Genomic DNA, 23,892 nt, shown 5'->3' with positions numbered 1-23,892 from the left:
GTTTTTCCAGACGGCACCTTGTTTCTGACAAACCATCACGATGCGCTGGAGCACTTAGTTGGTGACAGTCGTGGATCGCTTCTGCACCGGTACGAGCGACTTCACCCACGCCTGATGATCGTTCTGCTGGCCTGCCTCGTCGGAACTTGGGGTGTTTGGAAATACGGGCTGCCCATCCTCGTTTCACTGGCGGTTTGGATGACTCCTCCGACCCTGATTGCGTCAATCGACAAAACCATCATGCAGACAATTGACGCGATCGCTGCGGAACCAAGTAGACTGACGGACAAGAAGAAGGAAGAAGTTCAAATCAGCTTCGATCTGATTATTTCTGCTCTGGGATCGCAAGCAGGTGCACATGACTACAAGCTTGAATTTCGAAACATGCCCGGAATGGGCCCGAACGCGATGGCGCTGCCAAACGGTACAATCGTTATTACCGATGATCTCATCAATATCGCCTCACCAGACGCAGTCGCCGGTGTCATCGGGCACGAAGTCGGGCACGTGGCCGAGCGGCATGGGTTGCGCCAATTTTATCGCTCAGCTGGCGGCTTCGTCTTAATCAGCTTATTGGCGGGAGACACCGGACCAATCCTTGAGGACGTTTTACTGGAAGGCAGCCTGATACTGTCACTTTCTTACTCACGTCAACACGAGCTTGCGGCAGACCAGTTTGGTGTCAGGTTGGCAGAACGCGCAGGTTTTGACCCCAAAGGACTGAGTGAATTCTTCGACTTAATGGTGTCGCATCATGAGGATCAGCACGGCAACTGGTTCAGCACCCATCCCGGGCTTAAAGAGCGGATCGAACACCTGGATGCCCTAACACACAACCGTTAGAGCGATAAAATCCTGTCACCAACCCGTGACAAACGATGACAGCGGATTGAAACGGGCAGAGTCCGAAGGCAGCCTTGTGATTGAAGGAGACTTGTCATGGACCGGAATGTTCGCACCAACTGCATTAAGCCTGCCTTGTTGTTTTTTTTGATTACTCTGGCAGCGATATTACGCGCCCTCCCCGCGCCGGCCGCGGGAACTGAAACACTGACAGTTGCAGGTGGGTGTTTCTGGTGCGTGGAATCTGATTTCGAATCCGTGTCGGGCGTAATTGGTGCCGTATCTGGTTATACTGGTGGTTCAACAGCCAACCCGACCTATGATCAGGTAACAAAGGGCGGAACGGGTCACTATGAGGCCGTCCAGATTACATTTGATCCAAGTCAGGTTTCGCGCGCGAAGCTATTAGAAATGTTCTTCCGTTCCGTCGATCCAACAGACCCCGGTGGTCAGTTTTGCGACAGAGGCGAAAGCTATCGCACTGCAATCTTTGTCTCTAATTCAGGGGAAAAAGCGATTGCCGAGGCCGCTAAGGCTGATGCCCAGCGCGTACTGGGACAGACGGTTGTCACGCCTATCCTGAACCATTCAGCCTTTTACCCGGCTGAGGCATATCATCAGGACTACTATAAAGGAGACAAGCTTGTACTTACGCGGTTTGGTCCTAAACGCCAAAAGAATGCCTACAAAGCCTATCGCAAAGCTTGCGGGCGCGACGCTCGGGTCAAACAGCTTTGGGGCGGTAAGGCACCCTTTGCCGGATCTTAACCGAATCTCGCTTCGCGCACTTCTTTCAGATCTGGAATCACATCTGCTGTACCGTGCCGAGTCACCATAAGGGCCGCAGCGCGATTTGCTAGTACTATCGCCTGTGCCATTGGCATACCGCGGTCCATGCCTGACAGCACATAACCTGTGAACGTGTCCCCCGCCCCGGTCGTATCGACTGGTTCAACTGAGTGCGCTTCAAAATCAACAGGCTCGGAATCATGGTGAAAATACCGCGCGCCCATTGCCCCGAGTGTAACGATCACATGCTCCACCGGCAACTCTGACGGCGAGTTGCCGGTGGACTGTTTCAACTGTTCAGCCTCAACCTCGTTCAAGATCAGAAAATCCAAGTATGGCAGGACGGCCAGAACCGCGTCTGACTGAAATGGTGCCGCCGCGTAACATACGGTGAGGCCCATTTCGTGCGCCATTTTACCGGCAATTATCTGCGCGTTGGTTTCGTTCTGCATCACCAGCAGATCACCAGGATGCGCCGAGGACAACGCTCCTGCCAACAGGTCTTCGGAAATCGCATGGTTGGCACCCTGAAACAGGATTATGCTGTTCTCTCCATGGTCATCCACCGCGATTATGGCATGGCCCGTAGGGCTATCCACTTGAGCAATATTGCGTGTATCCACGCCGTATTCTGTCAGTCTTTCCTGTGCCCAGCGCCCATCAGGGCCAACTGCCCCGATATGCGAAACCCGCGATCCTGCTCTGGCGGCTGCGACGGACATGTTTGCCCCCTTACCGCCAAGAAAACGGTCAAGCCCTTGCGCCGCCAAAGTTTCCCCGGGCCGGGGCAAGTGCGGCACGGAATAAACCATGTCTGCGTTGATCGAGCCAAGATTCCAGATGGTCATATCTTATCCGATATCGCAGGAGGCCAGAATGGCCATATTCAAAATGTCATTCGCAGTTGAGACTGTCGAACAAATCTGAATTGGCTTGTCGATACCAGAAAGAATGGGGCCAATTACTGTTGCGCCACCCATTTCCTGCATCAACTTTGTCGAAATAGACGCAGAATGGCGCGCAGGTACGATCAGGATGTTTGCCGGACCTGTCAGGCGTTGGAACGGATAGCTTTCTTGCTGATCCACATTCAGCGCCACATCGACCGTCATCTCACCTTCGTATTCAAAATCGACACCGCGTTTGTCCAGAACCGTCGGTGCGACATGCATTTTTTCGGCACGTTCTGAAACCGGATAACCAAAGGTCGAGAAACTGACAAATGCGACCCGAGGTTCCAGACCCATATGCCGAGCTACCGCGACCGCACGCTCTGCTATGTTGGCCAAATCGTTCTCATCTGGCCATTCGTGAACCAGAGTGTCGCCGATCAGGACGATGCGCCCCTTGTGCAACAGAGCTGTCACGCCTGCGGCGCCTCTCGCGGCATCCGCATCGAAGACATGATTGATCCGATCCAGTACGTGTGCCGATTTACGTGTTGCACCGGTTACTAGCCCGTCCCCGTGCCCATGTGCCAGCATCAGTGACGAGAACACATGGCGATCGCGCGCTGCCAGTCGGTGAATATCCTTACGGTCAAAACCCTTGCGTTGAAGCCTTTCATACAAGAACTCCTTGTAGGCATCCAAATGCGTAGTGTTGGCGGCGTTCACCACTTCCAACTCTCGCACGGCATCGCCCAGACCCGCCTCTTCCAGTTTTAGCTTAACGTCGTCCGGACGGCCGACAACCAAGGCCTTTCCAAAACCGGAACGCTGATACATTACGGCTGCGCGCAATACGCGTGGATCGTCGCCTTCGGCAAAAATCATTCTGCTTTGGGCAGCGCGGGCGCGGGCATTCAACCCCCTAAGAATACTAGCTGTTGGGTCCATGCGTGACTTGAGGCTCAGTTCGTAGGCTTCCATATCAATTATCGGTCGCCGGGCTGCGCCGGTGTCCATACCTGCGCGGGCCACGGCCGATGGGATACGGTGAATCAGTCGGGGATCAAAAGGCGTTGGAATGATATAATCCCGTCCAAAGGTCAGCGACTTGCCATAGGCCATCGCAACTTCGTCCGGCACATCTTCTCGCGCAAGACGCGCCAAAGCATGAGCGCAGGCGATTTTCATTTCGTCATTGATAGCACGCGCATGAATGTCCAAAGCGCCGCGAAACAAGTATGGAAAGCCCAGTACGTTATTGACCTGATTAGGATAGTCGCTGCGACCTGTTGCGACGATGGCGTCAACGCGGACCTCATGCGCCTCTTCCGGAGTGATCTCAGGATCTGGGTTCGCCATGGCAAAAATCACGGGGTTGTCGGCCATACTCAGGACCATTTCCTGGGTTACCGCCCCTTTGACGGAAACGCCCAGAAATACGTCAGCACCCTTCATTGCCTCCTCCAGCGTACGAAGATCCGTCGAAACCGCGTGGGCTGACTTCCACTGGTTCATACCTTCGGTGCGGCCTTGATAGATTACGCCCTTGGTGTCGCAGACAATACAGTTTTCGTGGCTTGCTCCCATCGCTTTAAGGAGCTCAATACAGGCGATTCCGGCAGCACCTGCCCCGTTCAGTACGATCTTAACATCCTCGATCTTCTTTCCCGAGATGTGAAGAGCGTTGATCAGACCAGCCGCGCAAATCACGGCCGTTCCGTGCTGATCATCGTGAAAGACCGGGATGTCCATCTCTTCTTTCAGGCGCTGTTCAATGATGAAACATTCAGGCGCCTTGATATCTTCGAGGTTGATGCCGCCAAACGTCGGCCCCATCGAACGTACAGCGCGGCAGAATTCATCGGGGTCTTCAGTATCAAGTTCTATGTCGATCGAGTTTACGTCTGCGAACCGCTTGAATAGAACAGATTTACCCTCCATCACCGGCTTTGAGGCAAGGGCGCCAATATTACCAAGACCCAGAACCGCAGTGCCATTCGAGATCACAGCAACCAGATTGCCCTTGTTTGTATAGTCATAAGCCGTTTCCGGGGTATCAGCGATGGCCTCACACGGTACCGCCACGCCGGGACTGTACGCAAGCGACAGGTCTCGCTGTGTGGTCATCGGAATTGTGGCTTGAACCTCCCACTTGCCGGGGGTTGGCTCCAGGTGAAAGGCCAGCGCCTCTTCTTGGGTAATCTTTGCTTTTGGCATCAAACGGGTCATTTCTTTACAGCTTCAAGGCCTTCGCCTCATAGCGCAGGCTGGGACGCGCCTCAATCTCGAATACATTTCATCTTTCACACCAGTGAGGGGATTTGTAAGGTCGCCCGCGGAAGACGCCATAAGAGGTAAGCCTTGTCCACAGTCACGCCGATGATGGCGCAATATCTCGAAATCAAAGAGAACCATGCCGACGCTTTGCTTTTTTATCGCATGGGGGATTTTTATGAGATGTTTTTTGAAGACGCCGTGAATGCCGCTGAAGCATTGGACATCGCGCTGACCAAACGTGGAAAACACAATGGTGAAGACATTCCGATGTGTGGCGTGCCAGTTCATTCGGCAGAAGGGTATTTACTGACATTGATCCGCAAAGGATTCCGAGTGGCGGTCTGTGAACAGATGGAAAGCCCGGCCGAGGCAAAGAAAAGAGGCTCTAAATCAGTCGTAAAGCGAGATGTAGTCCGTCTTGTTACCCCAGGAACTCTGACTGAAGATGCGCTGTTAGAGGCGCGACGGAACAACTTTTTGGCCGCCTACTCTGAGGTTCGAGACGAAGCTGCGCTGGCATGGGCAGATATTTCAACTGGCGCGTTTCACGTAATGCCACTGGCGACAGTGCACCTGAATCCCGAGTTGGCGCGTTTGGCACCATCGGAGCTGATCGTTGCCGATGGAATCGAGCAGAGATTGCGGGACTTGGCTCGGGATATGGGAATTTCCATGACTCCCATCGGGCGCGCCAGTTTTGATAGTACTGCCGCTGAAAAGCGTGTTTGCGCGTTGTTTCAAGTAAACGCACTGGACGCATTTGGCAGCTTCAGCCGCGCTGAAGTCTCGGCCATGGGTGCTTTGGTTGATTACCTTGAGATCACTCAGAAGGGCAAACTCCCTTTGCTGCAGACACCGCTAAAAGAGTCCGAGGACCGCGTCGTTCAGATTGACGCCGCTACCAGGCGCAATCTGGAGTTGACCCGCTCGCTGTCCGGCGGTCGCGCTGGTTCGCTACTGTCGGTGATGGATCGCACCGTTACTCCTGGCGGCGCAAGGCTGTTGGAGCAGCGCCTGTCCAGCCCATCGCGCAATCTGAATGTGATCCAAGACCGCCTGGATGCAGTAAACTTTGCTGTCGAAGAAGGGCCGTTGGCCTCCGACCTCCGTGATGCGTTGCGGAAGACCCCGGACCTGGACCGCGCTCTTTCCCGCCTGTCGCTAGATCGCGGTGGCCCACGGGACTTGGCGGCAATACGAAACGCTCTGACACAAGCTTCGGCAATCGCCGAAATTTGCACCGGACGGGACCTACCTGTCCGGTTAACGACGGCACTGCAGAACTTACTGGGATTTGATGATCTTCTATCCCTTCTGGACGAAGCTATAACCGCAGAACCGCCTTTGCTGGCGCGTGATGGCGGCTTCATTGCGCCGGGGTTTGACGGCGAACTAGATGAAGCCAGAAAACTACGCGACGAAGGCCGCTCTGTAATTGCAGGGTTCCAACAAAAATATTCCAGCCACACCGGAATCTCTTCGCTTAAGATCAAGCACAACAACGTACTGGGCTATTTCATCGAAACCACGGCCACCCATGCCGAGAAAATGTTAAGCCCGCCTTTGAGTGAAACCTACATCCATCGCCAGACCACAGCCAACCAGGTAAGGTTCACTACAGTAGAACTGTCAGAAATTGAAACGCGGATACTGAATGCCGGCAACCATGCGTTAGAGATCGAAAAGCGGCTCTACTCAAGGCTTTCTGGCGCTGTCCTCGATCAGGCCGTGCTTTTAAACCAAGCTGCGAGGGGCCTGTCTGAACTGGACCTGACTACCGCGCTGGGCGATCTTGCGCGCGGCGAGAACTGGTGCCGCCCACACATCGACAACTCCCGCGCATTCGAAGTGATTAGTGGTCGACACCCGGTTGTCGAGAATGCTTTGCGTCAGCAAAACGGTGATCCGTTTGTGGCGAATGATTGCGAGCTTAATGCAGATGCGGGCGCGGCGATTTGGTTGCTGACCGGCCCAAATATGGCAGGTAAGTCCACTTTTTTACGGCAGAACGCCCTTATCGCTCTGTTAGCGCAAATGGGCAGTTATGTTCCTGCAGAAAAAACGCATATCGGCCTTGTGAGCCAACTGTTTAGCCGCGTTGGTGCGTCCGATGATCTTGCTCGCGGCCGATCTACATTTATGGTCGAGATGGTCGAAACAGCCGCTATCTTAAACCAGGCAGACAACCGCGCGCTGGTGATCCTCGACGAGATTGGCCGGGGCACCGCTACCTATGATGGCTTGTCAATTGCCTGGGCGACATTAGAGCATTTGCATGCCGCCAATCAGTGCCGGGCTCTGTTTGCCACTCACTATCATGAACTTACCGCGCTGGCTGGATCCTTAGACGGAGTCGAAAACGCTACTGTCGCAGTGAAAGAGTGGGAGGGCGAGGTGATATTTTTACATGAGGTGCACAAGGGCGCGGCCGATCGTTCATATGGTGTTCAGGTCGCCCAGCTTGCGGGTCTTCCTCCGGCTGTCGTTGAGCGTGCCCGCATTGTGTTGGACCAATTGGAGAAAACGGAGCGTGAAGGCGGCAAGCAAAAGACGCTGATAGACGACCTGCCGCTTTTCTCGGCCACACCATCTCCGCCACCGCCTTCGCCAAGGGCATCGCAAGTAGAGGACATGTTAAACGAGGTTTTGCCGGACGAGTTGACGCCTCGTGAAGCTCTTGATTTGTTATATAAGCTCAAAGAGGCGGCCAATTCTTGACCGCCTCTCACACCTTCAGAAACTGTTCGCGTCTATACGTGCATTTAGTTGGCAGGGGTTGACGAAACACCGACCTGCGCCGGACGCAACAGTCTGTCGTGCAGCATAAAACCCTCTGCTGAAACTTGAATAATGTCGCCGGCTTTGGTGCCGGGAACCGGTGCCTCGAACATGGCTTCATGCACGTTTGGATCAAATCGATCGCCAACTTGGGGCGCAATCACTTCGATGCCATGTTTGTGGAATACGTCTGTCAGCGCTCGCATCGTCAATTCGACACCTTCGATCAAACCGGCGGCAACCTCTTTCTGCTCATCAGTCGCAGCCTCCAATGCCCGCTTTAGATTGTCATAAACAGGCAGCATATCTCTTGCCAGTTTCGAGCCACCGTATTGCTCGGCTTCGCGGCGCGCTTTGTCGCCTCTCTTGCGAGCATTCTCCGCATCAGCCAGCGCTCGCATGAACTTATCTTTGAAATCGTCCCGCTCGGCGCGCAGCTCATCCAGCTCCAACGCTTCTTCGCTGATTTCCACAAACTCATCTGCCATTTCTTCCGCCTCGGCGGTTGCGATGTCATCCAGAAATTCTTCGTTCTTGGGTTCTGCCATCTCTTACCCTCTAGCTCCGATCGGATATCAGCTTGCCGACCAGTTGCGCTGTATAGTCCACAATCGGAACGATTCGCCCATAGTTAAGGCGTGTTGGTCCAATGACCCCAACCGCACCGATAATCTTTCGATCAGCGTTCATATATGGAGACACCACCAAAGAGGAACCCGAAAGTGAGAAAAGTTTGTTCTCAGAGCCAATAAAAATGCGAACGCCTTCGCCCGTTTCGGTTAATTCGAGAAATTCAGCTATGTCACGCTTGCGTTCAAGATCATCAAACAGGGTTCGAATCCGGTCAAGTTCCTCTTGTTGACCTGTTTCGCCAAGCAGATTCGCTCTCCCGCGCACTATAAGTCTTGCCGAATCTGCTCCATCACCGTCCCAAGCCGCCATGCCGCTTTCGACCATTTCACGTGCCAGCAAGTCGATCTCTTGTCTTCGGCTGGCAATTTGGGTTTGCATTTGCTGCCGAACTTCGCTGAGCGTTCGCCCCTCGATCAAAGCGTTCAAAAAATTCGCAGCTTCACGCATTGAGCTGGGCGTTTGCCCGGGAGGCGGTGTAAAAAGTCGGTTTTCAACATGTCCATCAGCAAAAACCAGAACCACCAAAGCCCTATCGTGCGCAAGCGAAACAAACTCTATGTGCTTAATCTCGGATTCGTGCTTAGGCGTCAGAACCAAGGATGCTCCGTGGGTCACGTGCGACAATGCTGATCCGACGCGATCAAGCATATCGCCAACATCGCCTGCATTAGAGCCTAAAGTCTCATCCAATTTCTGTTGATCGTCTGCACCAAGGTCGCCCACTTCCAACAAGCCATCTACAAACATTCGCAAACCCATCTGCGTAGGTATGCGACCCGCACTGATATGCGGGCTATCGAGAAGACCCAAAAATTCAAGGTCTTGCATAACGTTTCGAACGGTAGCTGCGCTAACTTTTTCTGAAAGCGTTCTGGTCAAGGTACGGCTGCCAACCGGTTCACCGCTGTCCAGATAGCTCTCGACGATCAAACGGAACACTTCACGTGACCGGTCGTTCATTTCATCCAGTATTTTACTGGCTTCACTCATCAAGAATCCTCTGCTGGAGCGTCATTAAATAGCAGACATCGGAAAGGTCAATCGGGGTTGCATCGTAGCGCCGCTGAGCGTTATCCCCAATCCAGAAAACAAAGGAAATCCCATGCGACCTTCAGGAAGAGATTTAAGTGAAATGCGCGCCGTTTCAATTGAAACGGAATTTACCAAACATGCCGAAGGATCGTGCCTGATCAAGGTTGGCGACACCCATGTGCTGTGTACAGCAACAATTGAAGATCGTGTGCCGCCTTTTATCAAAGGTTCTGGTCTGGGTTGGGTCACTGCGGAATACGGCATGCTTCCGCGCGCAACAAACACACGAATGAGGCGTGAGGCAGCCAGCGGCAAACAAGGCGGCCGTACGGTTGAAATTCAACGCCTAATTGGTCGCGCATTACGTGCTGGCGTGGACCGTGTAGCTCTTGGAGAACGCCAGATCACTGTAGACTGTGACGTCATTCAAGCTGACGGAGGAACTCGCTGCGCGTCAATTACTGGCGGCTGGGTCGCTCTGCGACTGGCGGTTAATAAGCTTCTTAAATCGGGGGACGTGATTTCGGACCCACTTGTCGACCCTGTGGCGGCTGTTTCCTGTGGTATATATGCCGGTCAACCTGTTTTGGATCTGGATTACCCGGAAGACAGCGAAGCCGGCGTCGACGGCAATTTTATTATGACGGGCTCTGGGAAGCTGATCGAAGTTCAGATGAGTGCGGAGGGTTCGGTCTTTAGTCGTGATCAAATGAACAACTTGATGAATCTGGCTGAAAAGGGAGTCGGTGAATTGGTTGCTGCTCAAAAGGCCGCCACCGCATGACGCGCAAGTTCACAGGCGACAGACTGCTTGTTGCAACGCACAATACAGGAAAGCTTGAGGAGATGGCGCATCTCCTGAGGCCCTTTGGGGTGGCGGTTGTGGGTGCCGGTGACTTGGGCTTGCCCGAACCAGAAGAAACCGAAGATACCTTTGTCGGCAATGCCCGGATCAAAGCTCATGCTGCAGCCAAAGCCATAGGTCTACCCGCGCTTTCGGATGACTCTGGGATTACAATCGACGCCCTGAATGGGGCGCCAGGAGTGTACACGGCGGATTGGGCTGAAACTGATCAGGGCCGCGATTTCCTGGCAGCAATGACCCGAGCACATCATGAGTTAGAGAAAAAAAAGGCCCCCTTTCCCCGCACAGCGCAGTTTCGCTGCACTTTGGTTTTGGCTTGGCCCGATGGGCATGACGAAGTTTTCGAGGGTGTCGCCCCAGGCCATTTGGTTTGGCCCATCCGAGGCAAAGACGGCTTCGGATATGATCCGATGTTTGTCCCATCAGGCTACGACGTCACTTATGCTGAAATGGATCGTTGGGAAAAGAATAAGATCAGCCACCGTGGACGCGCTGTTCAGATGTTTGTGAATGGCTGCTTTGGCGGATGATTGGCTGAATGGAGGCTTTGGCCTCTATGTTCATTGGCCTTTTTGTGAGGCCAAATGCCCATATTGCGATTTCAATAGCCATGTGTCCAGAAATATTAATCAAAAACAATGGCTTGCGGCTTATCTGAGTGAATTGAAGCGTTCGGCACATCAAACTTCAGATCGGATTCTTAATACGATATTCTTTGGAGGCGGCACACCTTCACTAATGGACCCGGAGTCTGTTGCGGCGATCATTGATACGGCGCGCGCGCTCTGGCGGCCAGCTAATGACATGGAGATAACCCTTGAAGCAAATCCCAGTTCGGTCGAGGCCGGACGTTTTGGCGCCTACCGCGATGCTGGTGTCAATCGCATCTCGATGGGTATCCAAGCGCTGAATGATAACGATCTGCGTCGATTGGGCCGGAATCATACAGTGGCCGAGGCACGCGCAGCCTTTGACGTTGCCCGCGATTGCTTTAACAGGGTCAGCTTTGACCTGATTTATGCCAGGCAACACCAATCCGTGGGTGAATGGCGCGCAGAGCTGTCCGAGGCATTGTCTATGGCAGTTGATCATTTATCGCTTTATCAACTGACAATCGAAGACGGTACCGCCTTTGGCGATCGCTACGCTCTGGGTAAATTACGCGGCCTGCCAGAAGAAGACAGCTCTGCCGACATGTACACTGCGACGCAGGAGATTTGCGAGGCAAACGGGCTGCCAGCTTACGAGGTATCAAATCATGCTCGCCCCGGCGCTGAGTCACGACACAATCTGATCTATTGGCGTTACGGTGACTACGTCGGCGTAGGCCCTGGTGCTCATGGGCGGCTTACATTGGGCGGGCATAAATTCGCCACTGAAACTTACTTGTCGCCAAATGCTTGGCTCAATGCCGTTTCCAAAGGAACAGGCGAAAAGAAACGTTTTGTTTTAGCAAAACAGGATCAAGCCATTGAATACCTCATGATGTGTATAAGACTGACAGATGGTCTAAATATAGAACGGTTTAATGCCCTTTCCGCGGTTCCGTTGAACGAAAGCAAAATTGAGGAACTCATCGGCTATGGTATGGTGAACGTCAGGGGCAACCAACTTTCTGCAACTGACAAAGGACGCGCTGTATTGAACGCAGTCATAAGATCACTGCTGGAGTAGTATATGCAGTTTCTTTGGGCAGGGCTGGGATTGATCTGCGTTGCAATTGCAATAATCGGGATTGTATTGCCGCTGTTACCAACAGTACCTTTTCTTTTGCTGGCGGCCTTCTTTTTTGCTCGCTCTTCGTCACGCCTTCACAATTGGCTCATAACTCATCGAACTTTTGGACCAATGATACTGGACTGGCAAACCTCCGGCTCCATCCGTCCGGGGGCGAAAAAGGCCGCCACTATCTCAGTTATCGCCGTATTTGGACTATCTGTTTTGTTTTCCGTACCGCCCCATGTCTTGATTATACAAGCGCTAACGCTGGGGGGCGTGATGATCTTTATCTGGACAAGACCTAACGGCTAAGCTTGGCGCACAGATCGTCCAATTGATCCAGATTTTCATAGTTCAGCACGACTTGCCCCGTTTCGCTCCCAGGCTTGTGGTTGATTGATACTTTCATCGCCAAAATTGCGGACAGGTCCTTTTCAAGCGCTCGTGTGTCTGCGTCCTTTTCAGGGCGGTTCCTTTTTGCTTTTGTCTGCTTTTCTTCATCAATATGGCTCTGTTTTTGAACCATTGCTTCGGTCTCACGAACAGATAGGCCCTTGCGGACAACCTCTTTTGCCAATTCCGATGCGTTATTTGCGGTGATAAGTGCGCGCGCATGACCTGCGGACAGCTTGCCTTCAACGACAAGTGTTTGAACATCAATCGGCAATGTCAGCAAGCGCATCAGATTGGCGATATGACTGCGACTTTTTCCCAAAGCCTGAGAAAGTTTTTCCTGAGTGTGGCCGAACTTGTCCATCAGCTGTTTGTAACCTGCCGCCTCTTCGACAGCATTCAAATCCGCACGCTGAATGTTCTCGATGATCGCAATCTCGAGAACTTCGGTATCATCCAGATCCCGAATAATTACAGGAATTTCATGAAGTTGCGCCATCTGAGCAGCACGCCATCGACGTTCGCCAGCAACAATTTCATACTCATCAAACGAAACACTTCGCACGATCAGTGGCTGAATAATTCCTTTTTCTTTGACTGAGGCAGCAAGGTCATCCAGTTGGTCCTGTGAAAATGTGCGGCGGGGTTGGTTCGGGTTGGCACGAAGCTTTTCTATCGGAACCTTTTGGTCCGGTCGCCGCGGCTCTGAAGAAGCACGGCCTTCACTTTCTGGCGTCACGTCCGCCATTAAAGCTGAAAGTCCCCGTCCCAATCCGCGAGATTTGCTTTTCTTAACGCTCATTTCACCCTCCTGATAACCACTTAGGCAGCTACCTTTTTGTTTTTGTGCATTATTTCCCGAGCTAGATGCCGATAAGCCATCGCCCCCAATGAACCCGAGTCATACTGCAACACTGGCAACGCATAAGACGGTGCCTCGCTGACCCGCACGTTTCTTGGTATCTTGGTTTTAAATACCATCTCTCCGAGGTTGTCACGTGCGTCCTTTTCGACCTGACGGGACAAGTTGTTGCGGTTATCAAACATTGTTAACACAACGCCTTCGATTCTCAGGGCTGGGTTGGCTGTTTGGCGAACTTCTCGGATCGTGAGCATTAATTGCGATAATCCCTCAAGTGCAAAGAACTCACTTTGCAATGGAACTAAAACAGAATGTGCAGCCACCATCGCGTTTACTGTCAATAAGTTCAGCGATGGGGGGCAATCTATTAATACAAAGTCCAATTCAAATGAATCTATAGATGTTTGCCTGAGGGCGTCGTGTAACAAGTAACTACGCTTTTCATTTGAAATTAATTCGATATCCGCCGAACTGAGGTCTACTGTAGCCGGCACGATAAGTAAGTTCTCGATTTCCGTCTCCTGAACAACAGCCTCAAGTGGAGCATCATCCAAAATCAGATCATAAGTTGTCCAATCTCGATCCTCGACCCCCAGGCCAGTAGACGCGTTTCCTTGCGGATCCAGGTCTACCACCAGTACTTTACATCCTGCTTCTGCTAAGCCTGCGGCAAGGTTAATTGCTGTCGTCGTCTTCCCCACGCCCCCCTTTTGGTTGGCAACTGCAATTATCCGGGGTCCGTTTGGACGAGAAAGATCAACCACGAGTCACTCCTTTTATCTTAAGGATAACGGCCTTGCGCTCGGTTAAGCTTGTAATTGGCTCAACTTGAAAGTTCCATTCTTCTCGCGCTTCCGCCAGCTCTTTTTCCCAACTTTCGCCCTTAAGGAACAGTGCTAAGCCAGTGTCGGTCAAATGTCTTTCACAAAAAGAAATCAGAGTTGTCAGATTGGCCAAAGCCCGTGCTGAAAGGACGTCGGCGTCAAGTGGATCAATTTCTTCAATTCGCTTCGAAATAACCGTGCAGTTTACCTTGCACTCCCTAGCCACGGTTCTCAAAAACGCCGATTTTCGCTGGTCGCTCTCTACTAGCGAAAACCTTGTTGCCGGCGCTTCTTCAATCGCCATTATGGCGCATACCATTCCCGGAAACCCCCCGCCGCTTCCAAGATCTACCCAATGATTAGCGGTTGGCACACACCTGAAAAGCTGTGCGGAATCCAGTATATGTCGGAACCATAGTTCGCTTAAACTCTTTCGCGAAACTAGATTTATTTTTGCGTTCCAGCGTGTTATCAAGTTGGCGTAAATAGAAAGTCGGTTAAATGTTTCACGTGAAACATTCAGGTCGCGCAGCTCCTTACCGAAGCTTTCCATCATGCCTTTAAAGCTTTCTGAGATCGCTTAAGTTTCGCAAGAACAAGGGTTAGAGCAGCGGGAGTCACCCCTTCGACCCTACTTGCCTGCGCTATATTTTCTGGACGCGCCTTGGACAGTTTTTGCTTCATCTCCGTCGACAACCCATCCAGTAGAAAGTAGTCGAAATCGTTAGGAATTCTATGCGACTCATCTCGCTTCATCGCGTCAACATCTCTCTGTTGACGAGCAATATAGTTGGCGTACAGGGCTTCTCGCTCGATCTGGCGGCGTATTTCCGGTTCTGTGCCAACAACACTTGGCAATAAGGCGGCGACATCATCAAACGTAACGCCCGGAAAAGCCAACAATTGCATTCCATCTCGACGGTTACCGTCTTGATTGACATTTATACCGGAAGACCGAATTTCTTTAGGGGTCAACGAAACCGAAGTAAGCTTCGACTTTGCGGCCTTCAATTTCTCTTTCTTGTTCTCAAACGCTGATTGCCGCTCTTTGCTTACGCAACCTAAATCTATGCCAATCGGCGTCAAACGTTGATCGGCATTGTCAGCCCTAAGTGAAAGCCGAAACTCCGCGCGCGACGTAAACATTCTGTATGGCTCTGCAACACCGCGCGTAGTTAAATCATCAATCATAACTCCAATATAGCTGTCCGTTCGAGTAAAATACTGCGGCTCACGGCCTTGGGATTCTAGTGCTGCATTTAAACCGGCTACAAGACCTTGTGCAGCAGCTTCTTCATAACCCGTGGTTCCATTGATTTGTCCGGCCAGGTACAGACCCGGTACATCATACACCAACAATGAGGCGGTTAAAGCGCGCGGATCTACATAATCATATTCAATGGCGTATCCTGGCTGCAGGATTTCCGCCATTTCTAAACCTTTGATCGACCGCACATAATCCCACTGCACTTCCTCAGGCAACGAGGTCGAGATTCCATTCGGGTATACCGTGTGGTCATTTACGCCTTCGGGCTCCAGAAAGATCTGGTGAGATTCCTTATCGGCAAACCTTACAATCTTGTCCTCAATTGAAGGACAGTATCTGGGTCCCACTCCTTCGATGTGACCACCATACATAGCCGACCTGGAAAGATTTTTTTCAATTATTTCATGAGTCCGTGCATTCGTATGAGTGATTCCACATGCGATCTGAGGTGCTGTTGTGGCGCTCGACAAGAATGAAAACAAGGTGGGCTCAGGGTCGCCTTCCTGTCTTTCTAAAACGTCCCAATTAATTGTACGCCCATCTAACCTGGGCGGTGTTCCCGTTTTTAACCGAGCTGTCGGTAATCCAAAATTATCCAGCCTATCTGCCAGCCTGACAGACGGCTTGTCGCCCATTCGGCCGCCGGGGCGCGAAACGTCTCCAATGTGAATAACGCCGCGCAGAAACGTGCCCGAGGTAAGAATAACCGACCCAGAATAAACTTCGGAACCATCCGACAAACGAACACCAGAAACACGGTCATTCCGTAAAACAAAGTCGGTGACTTCGCCTGTGATAACAGAAAGATTCGGTTGTCGCTGCGTTTCATATTGCATTGCTGCGCGGTAAAGGGCGCGATCCGCTTGCGCGCGAGGTCCCTGTACTGCGGGTCCCTTCCGTCTGTTTAATAACCGAAACTGTATACCAGCGCGGTCTGCTACTCTTCCCATAACACCGTCCATGGCATCGATCTCTCGCACCAGGTGCCCTTTACCAAGGCCGCCGATCGCAGGGTTGCAGGACATCACTCCGATATCTCGTTCAGACAAAGTAACTAATGCCGTGCGCACACCCATCCTTGCCGCTGCATGAGCTGCCTCTGTTCCGGCATGTCCAGCGCCGACAACTACAACATCAAACTTCGAATGTTTCACGTGAAACAATCCTTACTTTCCCAAACAAAAACTGGAAAATATTTCGTCCAGCAAGTTCTCAACGTCTATTCTGCCAACTATTGATTCGAGTGCTCGGATACCTGAGCGTAACTCTTCTGCAGCTAAATCATACATATCCGGCCCCGATTCCAGAACAGTCCGCGCAGCAGTCAAAGCGTCTATTGCCTTTAACATCGCTATACGGTGTCGTTCTCGTGTTGCAACACCGCTGATAGTGGATCGATTAACCAGAACCCGCGATATGTTGGATACAAGTTCGTCAATACCCTGTCCAGTTTTTCCAGACACACCCGCAGACGAGCTCCGAAGATCGGCCTTTGGAAGAACTTGTATATCGCCGGCCTGCAACTCAACCCCCAACTCGTCCGTTGTCTCGGATAAAAAAACCCTTAAATCTGCAGCTTCAGCTCTCTTTCGCGCCAATTCTACCCCGATGCTTTCGACATAATCATCCGTCTCTCGTAACCCCGCCGTGTCAAGCAGTGTGACTGGAAGGCCCGCTAGGTCCATTCGAACTTCGATCACATCCCGGGTTGTTCCAGCGAATTCCGATGTAATCGCCGCTTCCCTGCCAGCCAACGCATTCAGGAGAGTAGATTTTCCCGCATTTGGCAAACCGACAATCGCAACTTCAAAACCATTTCGGATCCGTTCCGCAATACGTACGCCTCTTGCTTCCTGCTCCAAGTCTGAAACAACTCCCGAAACCAGAGTTTGGACCTCTGGGGATACGTCAGTCGGAACCTCCTCATCGGCAAAGTCAATCACCGCCTCGAGCAGTGCCGCCGCTCGGATTAAATCTCGACGCCATCGCTCTACCAAAGATCCTAACGAACCGGCTAGAACGGATTGAGCCTGCTTGCGTTGGGCTTCGGTTTCCGCATCTATTAGATCCGCCAAACCTTCTACCTGAGTCAGGTCGATCTTACCATTTTCCAATGCTCGCCGGGTGAACTCTCCCGGATCCGCAAGACGAAGTCCGCGTATTTCAGAAAGACACCGAAGTAACGCGTTTACAGTAGCAACGCTGCCGTGGATTTGCAGCTCGGCCACGTCTTCGCCTGTAAAGCTCTTAGGCGCTTGAAAGGTTAAAACCAGACCGTCATCCAGTCGCGCACCACTAAAATCACGCAGACAGCAATGTCGCATGCCACGAGGCGGAAGATCTTTGCCCGCAAGCTTCTTTGCGGCTGTGTGGGCCAGTGGGCCGGAAAGACGAATAACAGCCACCCCGGCCTTGCCTTGCGCACTGGCCAAGGCGAATATCGTATCCATTCGTAGGCCCCGCGAGAGTCAGCTCTCTGTATCAGGTATTCATAGAGTCAAAGAATTCAGAGTTCGTCTTAGTCTGCTTTAACTTTGACAGCAAAAACTCAATCGCGTCTGTTGTCCCCATTGGGTTCAGGATGCGACGCAAGACAAAAGTCTTAGCGAGATCGCCTTTATCAACCAGAAGATCCTCTTTACGGGTACCAGATTTGAGGATGTCGATTGCCGGGAACACGCGCTTATCAGCAATCTTACGATCCAAAACAATTTCTGAGTTACCGGTACCCTTGAATTCTTCAAAGATCACTTCGTCCATCCGGCTACCGGTGTCGATCAGCGCTGTCGCGATGATGGTCAGCGAACCGCCCTCTTCTATATTCCGTGCGGCGCCGAAGAACCGCTTTGGCCGCTGAAGTGCATTTGCGTCGACACCACCCGTTAAAACTTTACCTGAAGATGGAACAACAGTGTTAAAAGCTCTACCAAGTCTTGTTATCGAGTCGAGAAGAATAACAACATCTCGTTTATGCTCGACTAAACGTTTTGCTTTTTCGATTACCATTTCTGACACAGCCACGTGACGTGTCGCCGGTTCGTCGAAGGTAGAAGAAACGACTTCGCCCTTCACCGACCGCTGCATGTCCGTCACTTCTTCGGGACGTTCATCGATCAATAGTACGATCAAATAGCATTCAGGATGGTTCTGTTCGATAGAGTGCGCAATGTTCTGCAAGATTACTGTCTTACCTGTCCGCGGCGGCGCCACGATCAACGAACGCTGTCCCTTACCGATCGGCGCGACCAAGTCAATAACACGGGCAGACTTGTCTTTGATGGTTGGATCCTCAATCTCCATTTTAAGACGCTCTTCTGGATACAAAGGCGTCAGGTTGTCGAAAAGGATCTTATGTTTGGCCTTATCAGGTTCTTCAAAATTGATTTTCGTAACCTTTATCAGCGCAAAATAACGTTCGTTCTCATCCGGCGCCTTTATTTCCCCTTCAACCGTGTCACCTGTACGCAACGAGTGCTGGCGGATCATGTCTGGTGAGACATAGATGTCGTCTGGTCCGGGAAGATAATTAGCTTCAGGCGACCGCAGAAACCCGAAGCCATCTTGGAGAACTTCAAGCACACCATCACCGCCGACAGTCCAACCTTCATCCGCGCGTTCGCGCAGAATCTGGAACATCATCTCGCCCTTGCGCATGGTCGAGGCGTTTTCGATCTCTAGCTCTTCAGCCATCGCCAAAAGGTCTTTTGGGCTTTTGGCCTTTAGATCGGACAGGTTCAGGGATTCAGTTGTCATGATTATACGGACCTTGGCCACAAAGCCTGCGGCACATCTGAAAATTTGCAGTTGGAAGATACGCAGCCCGGACGGGAGCGTTTTGCCTTAATTAAGGGTCAATGGCAGCAGAGTCAAACGCCCTTAGAACTTTAGAACAACAGATAGTACAATAATCACCATCAAGACTGTCGGAACTTCGTTCATCATTCGATACTGGCGCCCGGTAAGCCTATTGCTTCCTGCCAAAAAGTCCTTTCGCCTTGCCATTAACCAATGGTGAAACCAAGTCATGCCTAATACGGCAACGCCTTTAACCCATGGCCATGCCCAATCCCAACTGACAATGCCAGGCGTAAAGACCATCAATAATCCGCATATCCACGCTACTATCATTGCGGGACGCATGATCACACGAAGTAGCTTTTCTTCCATTTCAAAGAAAATTTCTTGCGCACCTGCCACCGTTTGCGCCTTTTCGACATGATAGACGAACAATCGCGGTAAATAGAATAGACCAGCCATCCATGAAATCACTGCCATGATGTGCAAGGACTTCACCCATGGATAAAGGGTAATAAGAAAGTCAGTCATCCCGGCCTCGAGCTTTGTTCTGATCTTCCCTAATAAAAAAAATAGAAAAGAAAAAGGATGATGGTTTTGTAGGGAGTATAGAATCCGTGGATTACTTGTTTTTCCAAGGTTTTTCCCCAAGCTGGATGAGTTTAAAGTTCAGAGCAGAAGTTCTGTTGATATAGAAAAATAAGTAAATAAAAACAACATGTTGAGATGTCGACACAAAATTAAGTCTGGGGATATCTCCAGAGGAATTCTTGGAAAACTACCTTATCCCGTTTAATGAACTTATCCTTGTCCTATCTGGACCGAACTTGAGCGACTCACAGATATTTTTTGCGTGAACACAGGACTTGCGTGTCAATCGGAAAACCATACAAAACATCCCAGAACTGTTAACGAATTACTCGGCTGGTTTTCCACATGTCTGTCCCCATTGTTTTGGCTTCTGGTTCTACTATTCGAGCACAGCTGCTGCGAAATGCTGGTATTGATTTTTCCGTAAATGTCGCGCGCATAGACGAGGATAGCGTGAAACAAGCGTTGTTGGCCGAAGATGCGTCTCCTCGGGATATCGCAGACGCTTTGGCCGAAATGAAGGCGCGGAAAGTCAGTGATAAGTCGCCGGGTGCTATGGTAATAGGGTGCGACCAGGTATTGGACTTTGACGGCAAGGTGATTTCGAAACCGGATTCGCCTGAAGATGCTCTGCAACAGCTCAAGTCTATGCGCGGTAGACGGCACGCTTTGCTTTCTGCGGCAGTCGTCTATCAGAATAGCGAACCGGTCTGGAGACATGTTGGCCAGGTGCGATTGCGGATGCGAGCGAGTTCGGACGCGTACTTACGCGACTATGTCACTCGAAATTGGGAGAGTATTCGTTATTCTGTTGGAGCGTATAAACTGGAAGAAGAAGGTGTACGCCTATTTGCGGACATAGACGGCGATTACTTTAACGTTCTGGGTATTCCCTTGTTAGAAATCATTAATTTTTTTGCTGTGAAAGGCGTAATTGACCAATGACGGACCATCGTATCCCACTGGCCGGGGTGATAGGACACCCCGTTGCACACTCCCGGTCACCGAAATTACATGGTCATTGGCTCAAGGCTCATGGGTTATCAGGTCATTACATCCCGATGGACGTGGCGCCTGCTGATCTCGAAACCGTTTTGCGGGCACTGCCCAAGGCAGGTTTTGTCGGCGCCAACATAACAGTTCCACACAAAGAGGCCGCACTGCGTCTGTCGGATCACGCAGCCGACCGCGCTTCTGTCATAGGGGCAGCGAATACACTGGTATTCCGTGAAGATGGTTCGATCCATGCGGACAACACTGACGGGTATGGTTTTATGGCGAACCTGAGATCGGGCGCTCCGGATTGGGTGCCTCAGGATGGTCCAGCAGTTGTGTTCGGCGCTGGAGGAGCGGCCAGAGCAGTATTGTGGGCTCTTGCAGATGCAGGTGTACCAGAAATTATGCTGACCAATCGTACCCGCAACAGAGCCGACCATCTGAAAGAGGAATTTGGACAACGCATTACGGTAGTCGATTGGGTGCAGGCCGGAAATGTTGTCGAGAATGCCGAACTGGTCGTCAACACAACGTCTTTGGGAATGCAAGGACAGCCAGAGTTGCGCGTACCACTGGATGGATTGCAGCCGGGTACCGTTGTAACGGATCTTGTCTACACTCCTTTGAAAACGCGTCTCCTGCGGACGGCTGAAGAAGCTGGATGCACCACGGTTGACGGCTTAGGCATGTTGCTCCACCAGGCTGTGCCCGGTTTTGAGCGTTGGTTCGGAGTTCGTCCAGAAGTTGACGAATACGCGCGTGCGGCGGCGTTAGCATGAGTTTCACCCTTGGACTCACCGGTTCGATTGGTATGGGAAAAAGCACTACAGCAAAGATGTTTGCGGACGAAGGATGTGCTTTGTGGGATGCAGATGATGCAGTCCATCGGTTGTACTCACCAGGGGGTACCGCCGTGCAGTCGATATCAGAGATCTATCCTGAAGCTATAATAGACGGCTCGGTCAACAGAAATGTCTTAAAGCAGATTATTTCTAAGGAACCGTCGGCATTGAAAGTAATCGAATCCATAGTTCATCCATTGGTTTCCAAAGACCGGGCGACTTTTCGTGCCTCGGAAACAGCAGATATCATTGTATTTGATATCCCGTTACTTTTTGAAACCGGCGGGGAAGCCGAAATGGACGCGGTCGCGAGCGTTTCGATATCGCCCGAGGAACAAAAGCGCAGAGTCATGACACGGGGCACGATGACTGAGGCTCAATTCGATCAAATCAGATCCAAACAAATGCCAAATGAAGAGAAATGCCGACGATCAGACTTTGTGATTGTCACGGATACACTGGACCACGCCCGTGCGCAGGTACAGGATATAGTCAGACAAATCAGAGTGGGAATGCGAAATGCGTGAGATCGTACTCGATACGGAAACCACTGGCTTTGACCCTGAAAACGGTGACCGGATCGTAGAAATCGGTGCCGTGGAGCTATGGAATCATGTAGCAACCGGCGAAACGTATCACGTCTACATTAACCCAGAGCGATCAATGCCCGAAGACGCGTTTGGTGTACACGGAATCGGCCCAGACTTGCTGGACCCGCCTCAACCTACAAAGCCTGGGCAGATTACGCTGAAGGATAAACCGGTTTTCAAAAAAGTTGGTCTGGAATTTCGCGACTTTGTCGGTGACGCAAAACTAGTAATCCACAACGCATCCTTTGATATGAAGTTTCTGAATGCTGAATTGGGTTGGATGGGTGCGCCGATGATACCGATTGAACAGGCCGTTGACACATTGGCAATCGCGCGAAAACGGTTCCCCGGTTCTCCTGCCTCATTGGATGCGCTGTGCCGCCGGTTCAACATTGATAACTCGAACCGTGTTCTTCATGGGGCATTACTCGACTCGGAAATATTGGCTGAAGTTTATCTTGAGCTGATTGGTGGGCGGCAGCCGGATTTTGGTCTGGCTACAGCGGCGTCGACGGTATCTGAAGGAGGCGATGCATGGCGTCCTGCGCCGCGCGCGGTAGCATTGCCTGAACGGATCACAGAAGAAGAGCGCGTGGCACACAACTCTTTTGTAGAAAACCTTGGCGAAAATGCCCTTTGGACCCGCGTCTGAGGGTGCCCAGACGCGAGCAAATAACTTAAGCTTCTGTTTTCTGCGTCTGCGCAGCTTGGCGGCGCGCAATTTCATTCCGATAAAGTGCTACAAAGTCGATATTGTCCAAATTGACCGGTGGATAACCTCCGTCGCGGGTAATGTCGCTGACAATGCGGCGCAGGAAAGGGAACAGCATGCGCGGACATTCAATCAGCAGGAACGGATGTAGCTGATCTTCTGGCACGCCTTCAACATGAAACAGGCCGCAATAATCGATTTCGCAAACGAAAAGAATATCTTCCATGCCCTTGGCTTTGGATTTCAGGTTCAGCTTGATCGACACTTCATATTGGTGTTCAGTCGGTCGCTTTTTTGCATCCAGGTTAACCTGCACCGCTATTTCAGGCTGAACTTCGCCCGATACGCCCTTTTGCGCCATTACGTTTTCAAAGGACAAATCGCGGATGAACTGCCCCAAAACGCGCATTTGGACCTGCGGTGCGGCTTGTGCCGTGGTGTTTTCTTTGGCGTCTTCGTCGGCCATGGATCTACTCCAAAAATGATTTTCGTCACTGCTTAACAAGTTGCGCGACCCACCTCAATGCTGGTGCGGCCCCTCTACCCACTTAGAAGGTTTCGCGGAGCCATTTCTGGGCCGGACCTCGGAGTACTCACCGTCAATCACATCGGCATTTTCAAATGGTTCTGGACGGCTATGGAATTGCGCACCCGCGCCCATCTGGAATTGCGTGACCGAGATTTTGGACTTCAAGTAGTGGAACAAAGCCAAACGTATAGCGGGAATTAACAATGCAAAACCAATAATGTCAGTGAAGAAACCAGGTGTTACTAACAAAGCCCCCGAAAGCAAAATCATAGCGCCGTGTGCTAAGGGTTCAGTTGGGTCATCCATTTGGGAAAAGGACCGCTGTAATTCTCCCAGCGCCATGCGACCTTGTGTCCGCACCAAAACGGTACCTAAAACAGCCGTCAATACGACAATGGCAAGTGTCGACCATAGCCCAATCAGACCACCGACCTGAATGAACAGGGCGATCTCAATAATGGGTACCAACAAAAAAGCCAGAAACAGGTACATATGCGCTGTCCTTTCTAGTAGTTCGGGCTGTGGACTTGCTACCAACTGTCACCTACATAGGAGCATGAGGCTGCGCTTACAAAGTCTCGGTTCTGAAAAGAGGACGAAATGAACAATCCCATGATCCAGCTATTGGTCTTGCTTGGTATCGCTGTTTTTCTGATTGTGCGCCT

The 23,892-nt window shown here is 51.5% G+C and carries 24 protein-coding genes; 11 read left to right on the top strand and 13 right to left on the bottom strand.

The window, feature by feature from the left end; all coding sequences use genetic code 11:
- Positions 1–843: M48 family metallopeptidase (locus AC2FNE_RS21885; RefSeq protein WP_496806271.1), on the top strand; the 843-nt coding region annotated here is incomplete at its 5' end.
- Positions 844–939: 96 nt separating this feature from the next.
- Positions 940–1,611, top strand: a complete 672-nt coding sequence (gene msrA / locus AC2FNE_RS21880) for a peptide-methionine (S)-S-oxide reductase MsrA (RefSeq protein WP_170606475.1) — start codon at positions 940–942, stop codon at positions 1,609–1,611.
- Here the strand turns inward: msrA and AC2FNE_RS21875 are convergent.
- On the bottom strand, positions 1,608–2,480 hold the full coding sequence (locus tag AC2FNE_RS21875; RefSeq protein WP_170606477.1) for a ribokinase: 873 nt from the start codon (positions 2,478–2,480) through the stop codon (positions 1,608–1,610). The two genes, msrA and AC2FNE_RS21875, sit on opposite strands and share 4 nt — an antisense overlap.
- A 3-nt stretch (positions 2,481–2,483) precedes the next feature.
- Positions 2,484–4,739, bottom strand: coding sequence for an NADP-dependent malic enzyme (locus AC2FNE_RS21870; RefSeq protein WP_170606634.1), 2,256 nt, complete (start codon positions 4,737–4,739; stop codon positions 2,484–2,486).
- Positions 4,740–4,901: 162 nt separating this feature from the next.
- Between AC2FNE_RS21870 and mutS the strand changes: the two genes are divergently transcribed.
- Entirely contained in the window at positions 4,902–7,517 is a 2,616-nt protein-coding gene (mutS, locus tag AC2FNE_RS21865) for a DNA mismatch repair protein MutS (RefSeq protein ID WP_170606636.1), read from the top strand.
- A gap of 44 nt (positions 7,518–7,561) precedes the next feature.
- Here mutS and AC2FNE_RS21860 read toward each other — a convergent pair whose 3' ends face one another.
- Both AC2FNE_RS21860 and hrcA read right to left on the bottom strand, forming a co-directional pair.
- Entirely contained in the window at positions 7,562–8,125 is a 564-nt protein-coding gene (locus tag AC2FNE_RS21860; RefSeq protein ID WP_170480998.1) for a nucleotide exchange factor GrpE, read from the bottom strand.
- A 10-nt stretch (positions 8,126–8,135) separates the two neighbouring features.
- Positions 8,136–9,200: a heat-inducible transcriptional repressor HrcA gene (gene hrcA, locus AC2FNE_RS21855; RefSeq protein WP_170606479.1), complete on the bottom strand. Its 1,065-nt coding sequence runs from the start codon at positions 9,198–9,200 to the stop codon at positions 8,136–8,138.
- 112 nt (positions 9,201–9,312) lie between these two features.
- On the opposite strand from hrcA, the gene rph reads away from it, so the two are divergent.
- Genes rph through AC2FNE_RS21835 form a run of 4 tightly spaced genes read left to right on the top strand, consistent with a single transcriptional unit; the run spans position 9,313 to position 12,138 of the window.
- Positions 9,313–10,026 (top strand): ribonuclease PH, encoded by a 714-nt coding sequence (rph, locus tag AC2FNE_RS21850; protein ID WP_170481002.1) that lies wholly within the window; start codon positions 9,313–9,315, stop codon positions 10,024–10,026.
- On the top strand, positions 10,023–10,637 hold the full coding sequence (gene rdgB / locus AC2FNE_RS21845) for an RdgB/HAM1 family non-canonical purine NTP pyrophosphatase (RefSeq protein WP_170606481.1): 615 nt from the start codon (positions 10,023–10,025) through the stop codon (positions 10,635–10,637). Before rph ends, rdgB begins: the two co-directional genes overlap by 4 nt.
- Positions 10,618–11,781, top strand: coding sequence for a radical SAM family heme chaperone HemW (hemW, locus tag AC2FNE_RS21840; protein ID WP_496806270.1), 1,164 nt, complete (start codon positions 10,618–10,620; stop codon positions 11,779–11,781). The genes rdgB and hemW overlap by 20 nt, the downstream gene beginning before the upstream one ends.
- 3 nt (positions 11,782–11,784) lie before the next feature.
- Positions 11,785–12,138 (top strand): YbaN family protein, encoded by a 354-nt coding sequence (locus tag AC2FNE_RS21835; RefSeq protein ID WP_496806269.1) that lies wholly within the window; start codon positions 11,785–11,787, stop codon positions 12,136–12,138.
- Here AC2FNE_RS21835 and AC2FNE_RS21830 read toward each other — a convergent pair.
- The 7 genes from AC2FNE_RS21830 to AC2FNE_RS21800 form a co-directional block, all read right to left on the bottom strand.
- Positions 12,128–13,021 (bottom strand): ParB/RepB/Spo0J family partition protein, encoded by an 894-nt coding sequence (locus tag AC2FNE_RS21830; RefSeq protein ID WP_170606487.1) that lies wholly within the window; start codon positions 13,019–13,021, stop codon positions 12,128–12,130. The genes AC2FNE_RS21835 and AC2FNE_RS21830 overlap by 11 nt on opposite strands.
- Before the next feature lie 20 nt (positions 13,022–13,041).
- Entirely contained in the window at positions 13,042–13,845 is an 804-nt protein-coding gene (locus AC2FNE_RS21825) for a ParA family protein (protein ID WP_170481019.1), read from the bottom strand.
- Positions 13,838–14,458: a 16S rRNA (guanine(527)-N(7))-methyltransferase RsmG gene (rsmG, locus tag AC2FNE_RS21820; RefSeq protein WP_437436820.1), complete on the bottom strand. Its 621-nt coding sequence runs from the start codon at positions 14,456–14,458 to the stop codon at positions 13,838–13,840. The genes AC2FNE_RS21825 and rsmG overlap by 8 nt, the downstream gene beginning before the upstream one ends.
- The gene (mnmG, locus tag AC2FNE_RS21815; protein ID WP_170606491.1) at positions 14,458–16,326 is read right to left on the bottom strand and encodes a tRNA uridine-5-carboxymethylaminomethyl(34) synthesis enzyme MnmG; all 1,869 of its coding nucleotides are present in this window, start codon (positions 16,324–16,326) and stop codon (positions 14,458–14,460) included. Before mnmG ends, rsmG begins: the two co-directional genes overlap by 1 nt.
- A 12-nt stretch (positions 16,327–16,338) precedes the next feature.
- Positions 16,339–17,622 carry a tRNA uridine-5-carboxymethylaminomethyl(34) synthesis GTPase MnmE gene (gene mnmE, locus AC2FNE_RS21810; protein WP_496806268.1) on the bottom strand — a complete coding sequence of 428 codons (1,284 nt, stop codon included), beginning with the start codon at positions 17,620–17,622 and terminating at the stop codon, positions 16,339–16,341.
- Positions 17,623–17,653: 31 nt separating this feature from the next.
- Complete coding sequence (rho, locus tag AC2FNE_RS21805) at positions 17,654–18,925, bottom strand: transcription termination factor Rho (RefSeq protein WP_170481031.1); 1,272 nt, start codon at positions 18,923–18,925, stop codon at positions 17,654–17,656.
- Positions 18,926–19,048: 123 nt separating this feature from the next.
- Positions 19,049–19,498, bottom strand: coding sequence for a CopD family protein (locus AC2FNE_RS21800; RefSeq protein ID WP_170606495.1), 450 nt, complete (start codon positions 19,496–19,498; stop codon positions 19,049–19,051).
- 405 nt (positions 19,499–19,903) lie between these two features.
- Here AC2FNE_RS21800 and AC2FNE_RS21795 point away from each other — a divergent pair, with 405 nt between their 5' ends.
- From AC2FNE_RS21795 to dnaQ, 4 genes are read left to right on the top strand one after another with little or no spacing between them, the layout of a single operon-like run.
- Positions 19,904–20,503, top strand: a complete 600-nt coding sequence (locus AC2FNE_RS21795; RefSeq protein WP_496806267.1) for a Maf family protein — start codon at positions 19,904–19,906, stop codon at positions 20,501–20,503.
- Positions 20,500–21,333 carry a shikimate dehydrogenase gene (locus AC2FNE_RS21790; RefSeq protein ID WP_496806266.1) on the top strand — a complete coding sequence of 278 codons (834 nt, stop codon included), beginning with the start codon at positions 20,500–20,502 and terminating at the stop codon, positions 21,331–21,333. The genes AC2FNE_RS21795 and AC2FNE_RS21790 overlap by 4 nt, the downstream gene beginning before the upstream one ends.
- A complete protein-coding gene (gene coaE / locus AC2FNE_RS21785; protein ID WP_496806265.1) occupies positions 21,330–21,923 on the top strand; it encodes a dephospho-CoA kinase in 594 nt (197 codons plus the stop codon). Before AC2FNE_RS21790 ends, coaE begins: the two co-directional genes overlap by 4 nt.
- Positions 21,916–22,638 (top strand): DNA polymerase III subunit epsilon, encoded by a 723-nt coding sequence (dnaQ, locus tag AC2FNE_RS21780; protein WP_170481044.1) that lies wholly within the window; start codon positions 21,916–21,918, stop codon positions 22,636–22,638. Before coaE ends, dnaQ begins: the two co-directional genes overlap by 8 nt.
- A gap of 25 nt (positions 22,639–22,663) precedes the next feature.
- On the opposite strand, the gene secB is transcribed toward dnaQ, so the two are convergent.
- Positions 22,664–23,164, bottom strand: coding sequence for a protein-export chaperone SecB (gene secB, locus AC2FNE_RS21775; RefSeq protein ID WP_496806264.1), 501 nt, complete (start codon positions 23,162–23,164; stop codon positions 22,664–22,666).
- Positions 23,165–23,218: 54 nt separating this feature from the next.
- The gene (locus AC2FNE_RS21770; protein ID WP_496806263.1) at positions 23,219–23,719 is read right to left on the bottom strand and encodes an FxsA family protein; all 501 of its coding nucleotides are present in this window, start codon (positions 23,717–23,719) and stop codon (positions 23,219–23,221) included.
- Between the last annotated feature and the right edge of the window lie 173 nt (positions 23,720–23,892).

Source organism: Ruegeria sp. YKSD179 (assembly GCF_059612885.1).
This window is presented reverse-complemented; position numbering and strand designations above follow the sequence as displayed.

Coding starts and splice junctions, on each gene's coding strand:
- AC2FNE_RS21835 (WP_496806269.1), top strand. CDS start 11,785: ATGCAGTTTCTTTGGGCAGGGCTGGGATTGATCTGCGTTGCAATTGCA.
- AC2FNE_RS21870 (WP_170606634.1), bottom strand. CDS start 4,739: ATGCCAAAAGCAAAGATTACCCAAGAAGAGGCGCTGGCCTTTCACCTG.
- AC2FNE_RS21795 (WP_496806267.1), top strand. CDS start 19,904: ATGTCTGTCCCCATTGTTTTGGCTTCTGGTTCTACTATTCGAGCACAG.
- hrcA (WP_170606479.1), bottom strand. CDS start 9,200: ATGAGTGAAGCCAGTAAAATACTGGATGAAATGAACGACCGGTCACGT.
- dnaQ (WP_170481044.1), top strand. CDS start 21,916: ATGCGTGAGATCGTACTCGATACGGAAACCACTGGCTTTGACCCTGAA.
- msrA (WP_170606475.1), top strand. CDS start 940: ATGGACCGGAATGTTCGCACCAACTGCATTAAGCCTGCCTTGTTGTTT.
- AC2FNE_RS21860 (WP_170480998.1), bottom strand. CDS start 8,125: ATGGCAGAACCCAAGAACGAAGAATTTCTGGATGACATCGCAACCGCC.
- mnmE (WP_496806268.1), bottom strand. CDS start 17,622: ATGGATACGATATTCGCCTTGGCCAGTGCGCAAGGCAAGGCCGGGGTG.
- secB (WP_496806264.1), bottom strand. CDS start 23,164: ATGGCCGACGAAGACGCCAAAGAAAACACCACGGCACAAGCCGCACCG.
- rdgB (WP_170606481.1), top strand. CDS start 10,023: ATGACGCGCAAGTTCACAGGCGACAGACTGCTTGTTGCAACGCACAAT.
- AC2FNE_RS21770 (WP_496806263.1), bottom strand. CDS start 23,719: ATGTACCTGTTTCTGGCTTTTTTGTTGGTACCCATTATTGAGATCGCC.
- rph (WP_170481002.1), top strand. CDS start 9,313: ATGCGACCTTCAGGAAGAGATTTAAGTGAAATGCGCGCCGTTTCAATT.
- rsmG (WP_437436820.1), bottom strand. CDS start 14,458: ATGGAAAGCTTCGGTAAGGAGCTGCGCGACCTGAATGTTTCACGTGAA.
- mutS (WP_170606636.1), top strand. CDS start 4,902: ATGATGGCGCAATATCTCGAAATCAAAGAGAACCATGCCGACGCTTTG.
- AC2FNE_RS21830 (WP_170606487.1), bottom strand. CDS start 13,021: ATGAGCGTTAAGAAAAGCAAATCTCGCGGATTGGGACGGGGACTTTCA.
- AC2FNE_RS21790 (WP_496806266.1), top strand. CDS start 20,500: ATGACGGACCATCGTATCCCACTGGCCGGGGTGATAGGACACCCCGTT.
- rho (WP_170481031.1), bottom strand. CDS start 18,925: ATGACAACTGAATCCCTGAACCTGTCCGATCTAAAGGCCAAAAGCCCA.
- coaE (WP_496806265.1), top strand. CDS start 21,330: ATGAGTTTCACCCTTGGACTCACCGGTTCGATTGGTATGGGAAAAAGC.
- AC2FNE_RS21800 (WP_170606495.1), bottom strand. CDS start 19,498: ATGACTGACTTTCTTATTACCCTTTATCCATGGGTGAAGTCCTTGCAC.
- hemW (WP_496806270.1), top strand. CDS start 10,618: ATGGCTGCTTTGGCGGATGATTGGCTGAATGGAGGCTTTGGCCTCTAT.
- AC2FNE_RS21875 (WP_170606477.1), bottom strand. CDS start 2,480: ATGACCATCTGGAATCTTGGCTCGATCAACGCAGACATGGTTTATTCC.